Raw genomic sequence first — 4,953 nt, 5'->3', positions numbered from 1 at the left:
GTGTTTCGGTCAAAGTTGTTTTTGTCGCCTATGGTAATATGTAGGTAGGCTCCAGAAGAGGTCTTGGAGTCTAATCCGTCGGTAAGAAAATCGAATTCAATCGTATATTCTTCAGGAAGTTTGGGGACATCCGGGATGTAGTTTATAGAGCCGCTCTTTATCTCAAACCACTTGTTAGGCGAGCCGTCCATGGTTACTATTTCCCCAGTGCCATTGGTGTTCCATTTGGCAGGAAAATCGCCTATAAAATCTTGTGAAAAATCATCGTAAAATAAAACTTTGTCACCTGGGACAAAATCAAATTTACTGTAAACTTCTAAGCCGTCAGAAGTATTTTTTATACTGTTTGTAGTTGTCACATTGCCGCTATCATCATTGGTTGTAGTAGCAGGCGTATTTGTGGTAGAAGTGTTTGGGGTTTTAGAAGGCGTTTTTTTAGGGGATGATTTTTGGCTTGGATCTAAAATAGAATCCATTATTTTACCGGTTTCCTTTTCCGTTTTACGTTCTAGTTTTTTTTCAACGGTACGTTCGGCACTTTTTTGCAAACGCTTTAGTAATTGTGCGTTGGCAGACGGAATCATGAACGCAACAATAAAAGTTGTGCTCAATAGCTTTTTTAAGTTTAGGGAAATTCTCATTTTTTGGACCTCGTGAATTAGTGGTTTATCTAATTTTTTGAAGATAACTAAAAAAGACTTACGGATTTATTATTCTGTATGGTTGGTATGATATATTGTGTAATTGGTATGCGGGAGTTTTTAGTACACGACAAAAATTGGTTTGGTTTAATTTCCTGAAAATCGGTTTTGCCCCGTTACCCTAAAGGGAGCCCGATTTTCCTTGATTCACCCTTTAGGGAGGGGTGTAAAATCAAGGAAAATCCATCAAATATAATTTTTGTCGTATACCAGAGGCGGGAGTTAGTTGATCTGATAGATAATAATGCTGTTTTTGTCGCCTTTAGTCACTATTTTGGGATGTATGTCTTTGTCTATAATGTCTAGATCTATAGTCGAATTTCCGTAAACAGGGAAGTTTTGAATAGGCTGTCCGAGACTATCAAATAGGTATACTTTTTTAGATTGTAAATCGGTAACCGAAACATAGATTTTGTCATTAACATAAAATATTTTTGGCGCCGTATAATCCCCGAAATCCAGTTCTATTTTATGGGTTTTGATGTGTAAAATATTCTCTGAAAGTGTAACCAAGGTCTTGTTGGTTGATGTCATGCCATGTTTTTCTCCCAGATTTAAATTAGTACGTGCCATTTTTCCGTTTTCATCAATTTGTATTAGGTCTCCAGAAACAGTTGTGGTCGTGAACATATTATCATAAAGAGTGATTGGGTTATTGCTGAAATCGATATTGTTTTTAATTTGAACACGAGTTTTTCCTACGCGACTCAATATTTCGAGTTCGTTACCCTGTACAAAAACGATATAATCTTTTTTGCCAATTCTGAAATGTTGTGGCTGTGTATTGATGGTGTTTTCGGCTTTTTTATAGTTAAAGCCGCTTATCATTTTACCTTGTTTGTCATATAATAAAACAGAAGCCCCCTGAGTGACCATCAGTCTGTAATCACGAGTTTTGTCATAATCAAATACCGAAAGTGGCTGGGTAATTTCATCCCTGAATTTTAAAGGAAATGAACCAACATCTTTTCCTGTTCTGTCCAAAACATAAACCTGACGCTGTGTAGCAAAAGCAAATTGGAGACGTCCATTTTTGTAGGTATCAATTTGCTCGATTTTGCCTAATATTTTACTGTCTAATTTCTTTTTCCATAAGATCTTACCGTCTTTTGAAATGAGATACAAATTAAAATCGGCATCTTGTACAATCACATCTTTATCGCTGTTGGTGTGGTTGTTAACAAACTGGGGGACGGTTAAAAGATCGGTATCTAGGGCGACGTTGGCATATTCAAACACCGAATTGGACGAAGGTGATTTTTTGGTTTTTTGAAGGATGGCATGGACGTGCGCAAAATTCGATTCATATACAAATTGAATCGCCGAAGCGTTAAAGTCAGTGTTGTTGATGTGGTTAGCGAAATTTGAATTGATGATTTTCTTGAGGTTTGTGTTATTTGCGTATAAAAACAAAGAAGAAGCATCGCTCATGTTTTCCATCAGGTTTTTAAACGCTGACGAAGTGTAAAGCGTGGCATTGTTTTGATAACTGCTAATAATGTCTTTAAGGAGATCCGTATTATTGGAAAACACAAAAAAATCATCCATATTAATGAATTGTGTTGCGTTGTCATAAGTTATAAAAGGTGCGAACAACGCAGAGAAAATTTCAGGTTTGTCATTGGTATAAATGGCAATGTCCCGATAGCTCTCCAATTGGTTTTGAATTCCAAAATAGTGATTCATTCCTGTAGCGTCAATACTGTTCAGAACTATAGCGCGCTGATCATTCTTATAAATTACACCAGCTTCCTGAATGCTTTCAAAAACTGGATCGTTCAGGATGGAATCCTGTTTTCTAAACCGTGCAAGATTGTTCTCGAATATTTTAAAATCGTGAAAGGTGAAGCTTAAAAAACCATCACTATCCGGAGGACATATTTTTGATAATTGATTGTCTTGAGGAAATGTGTTTTTAAAACTATTGATAAGGCTATTTGTAGAATCTCGCGCTATAGTAATGCCATCAAATTTTAATTGATCTGGGGTTAAGTCCGCATCTAGTAATAAATAGTTAGAAATCTGGTTTTTTTGAAGACTTATATCATTAAAAAAGTTGGGGTTAAATTTATTTTTCTCTGTATTGATAATAATTGATACTGATTTTTCATTGCTTGAAGTTTTATATAACTCTTGCAATATAAGATTGGGTGCTTTTTTATTAAACGCCGCTTCGGCAAGTGCTCTGTCATTTGATGCAAAAAATATACTGTCCTTAATGATGCTATAAATGGTCTGATTTTCTAAAGTGGTTTTGGTTAATGAACCCTCTTTTATATTTATGGTTTCTATGGATCTATTTGGAACAGAATCTAAATTGAAAAGGTGTTTGTGGTATTTTGTGATGATCGATATTTGAAGGCTGTCATTTTGGTCTTCACTAAACACTAATAATAACTCGTCGGAAGGAGTGAGATAATTGAGAAAGTTGAGCTTTTTGTTGAGGTTGGAAAGTGTTTTTTTTTCAGAAAATTGATTTAATAAACTATTATTTTTAAAAACACTCTTTAGCCCTTCAAGGGAATTTGTTTTTATTAGTAACGAAGCATGATTGGGTGCCAACGAAATAAGGTTGGACGGTTTGTGGGTATTGTTTTTACAACTTATGGTAAGTATAAGGATCAATAGAATGCAAAGGTTTCTCATGCCGTATTTTCTGTAAGTATAAAAGTTAGAATGTTAAATGGTATTGTTGTGGTAATAATCTAAAGGACATTCTATGGTATTTTGTGATTCCATATTTTTTTATGGCCTCGCGGTGTTCTTTGGTCGGGTAGCCTTTATTTTTTTTCCAATTATACATCGGGAATTCTTCATGTATTTTACTCATATAGGCATCCCTACTTGTTTTGGCCATAATTGAAGCTGCTGCTATATTAAGGTATTTGCTATCGCCTTTAATAATGGTTTGGTGTGGTATATTGTGGAATGGTTTAAACTTATTGCCATCCACACTTATAAAGGTTGGTGCTTTTTTTAAATTGGCAATGGCTTTGTGCATTGCTAATATGGAGGCATTCAATATATTTATTGAGTCTATGTCTTCGGGGTGTACGTGCGCAAATGCAACGGCTATGGCATCCCTTTCAATAATGGGTTTTAAAAAATTCCGTTGAACTTCAGAGAGCTGCTTGGAATCATTCAGGATCAGATTCTCAAAATCTTTTGGTAAAATAACGGCTGCCGCGGTGACAGGTCCAGCCAGGCAACCGCGTCCGGCCTCATCCGTACCACATTCTAAGGGATCTAGCGTAAAAGAAAGTTTTAAGCTCAAAGGATAAAAATTTCAACAAATTTAAAATAATAAAGTGACATCTAAAATATTAGTAACTTTATCCACCTGACCAAGGTTGTTTCATCATTTTTTACGATAGACACTTTATATTAGTTTGGATATATATTAAGGTATAGGAAGCGGAGTATGTTTTTGAAAGAGTACATGTGGTTGTCATTTTTTTAATAAGAAAGACTGTAGAAAGTGATTTGTTCATATTAAAATAATTCCTGTTAGTATATTATTGGTTTTTTAACGAAAAAATGAAATTATTTTACAAAACAAGGTCGTTGTTGAGTCGTTTTTTTTGAGATTCAGCAATTATATGATTCAGTAGTTAAAACTTTAACACAGTCGTTTTCTTACTTGTATTTGGTGTTGATGTTGATATAGAGGAGTTTAAGTGGTTTATCTCATTTTGCGTCTATAGTAACGTTAACATCATTTTAAGTAAAACACTTGTTTTTTTAATATTTTATTGTGAAGTTTGCCGCAAGACTAACTCAAATAATTGTTTTATGAAATTAAAATTAACATGGTTAATGACGCTTTTTATGGCGTTTGTGATGCAGTTTTCTTTTGCACAGGAGAAAACTGTTACAGGTGTGGTGACCTCTGCTGAAGAAGGTTTGCCTTTGCCTGGTGTAAGTGTGCTTGTAAAAGGAACTGCTCGTGGTGCCCAAACTGATTTTGATGGAAAGTATTCCATTAATGTGCGTGTTGGGGAAACGTTGGCCTTCTCTTTTGTGAGTATGAAAAGTACTGAGGTTGTTGTAGGTGCAAGCAACACAATTAATGTGACGATGCAAGAAGATGTTGCGGCACTTGATGAAGTTGTTATTGTTGCTTATGGAGAGCAGTCGCAAAGATCTATTGTTGGTGCAATGGCAACCGTAAGTACTGCAGTTATGGAGAAGCAGCAATTAGCCAGTGTGGCAACTGCAATTCAAGGGAGCGTTCCTGGTGTTAACGTCATAT

General features: G+C 35.4%; 3 protein-coding genes and 1 pseudogene. 1 reads left to right on the top strand and 3 read right to left on the bottom strand.

Translation table 11 applies throughout. The features are described from left to right. From VNJ50_RS15085 to VNJ50_RS15075, 3 genes and pseudogenes are all read right to left on the bottom strand, one after another. A pseudogene (locus tag VNJ50_RS15085) lies at positions 1-641 on the bottom strand (OmpA family protein); the annotation flags it as partial. Between the two features lie 282 nt (positions 642-923). Continuing rightward, a complete protein-coding gene (locus VNJ50_RS15080) occupies positions 924-3,347 on the bottom strand; it encodes a ribonuclease HII (protein ID WP_325583121.1) in 2,424 nt (807 codons plus the stop codon). A gap of 25 nt (positions 3,348-3,372) precedes the next feature. After that, the gene (locus VNJ50_RS15075) at positions 3,373-3,975 is read right to left on the bottom strand and encodes a ribonuclease HII (RefSeq protein WP_325583120.1); all 603 of its coding nucleotides are present in this window, start codon (positions 3,973-3,975) and stop codon (positions 3,373-3,375) included. A 542-nt stretch (positions 3,976-4,517) separates the two neighbouring features. On the opposite strand from VNJ50_RS15075, the gene VNJ50_RS15070 reads away from it, so the two are divergent. Then, on the top strand, positions 4,518-4,953 hold a 436-nt coding region (locus VNJ50_RS15070), incomplete at its 3' end, for a carboxypeptidase-like regulatory domain-containing protein (RefSeq protein ID WP_325583119.1).

The organism is Gelidibacter sp., assembly GCF_035577925.1.
Taxonomy (GTDB): Bacteria; Bacteroidota; Bacteroidia; order Flavobacteriales; family Flavobacteriaceae; genus Gelidibacter.
This window is presented reverse-complemented; position numbering and strand designations above follow the sequence as displayed.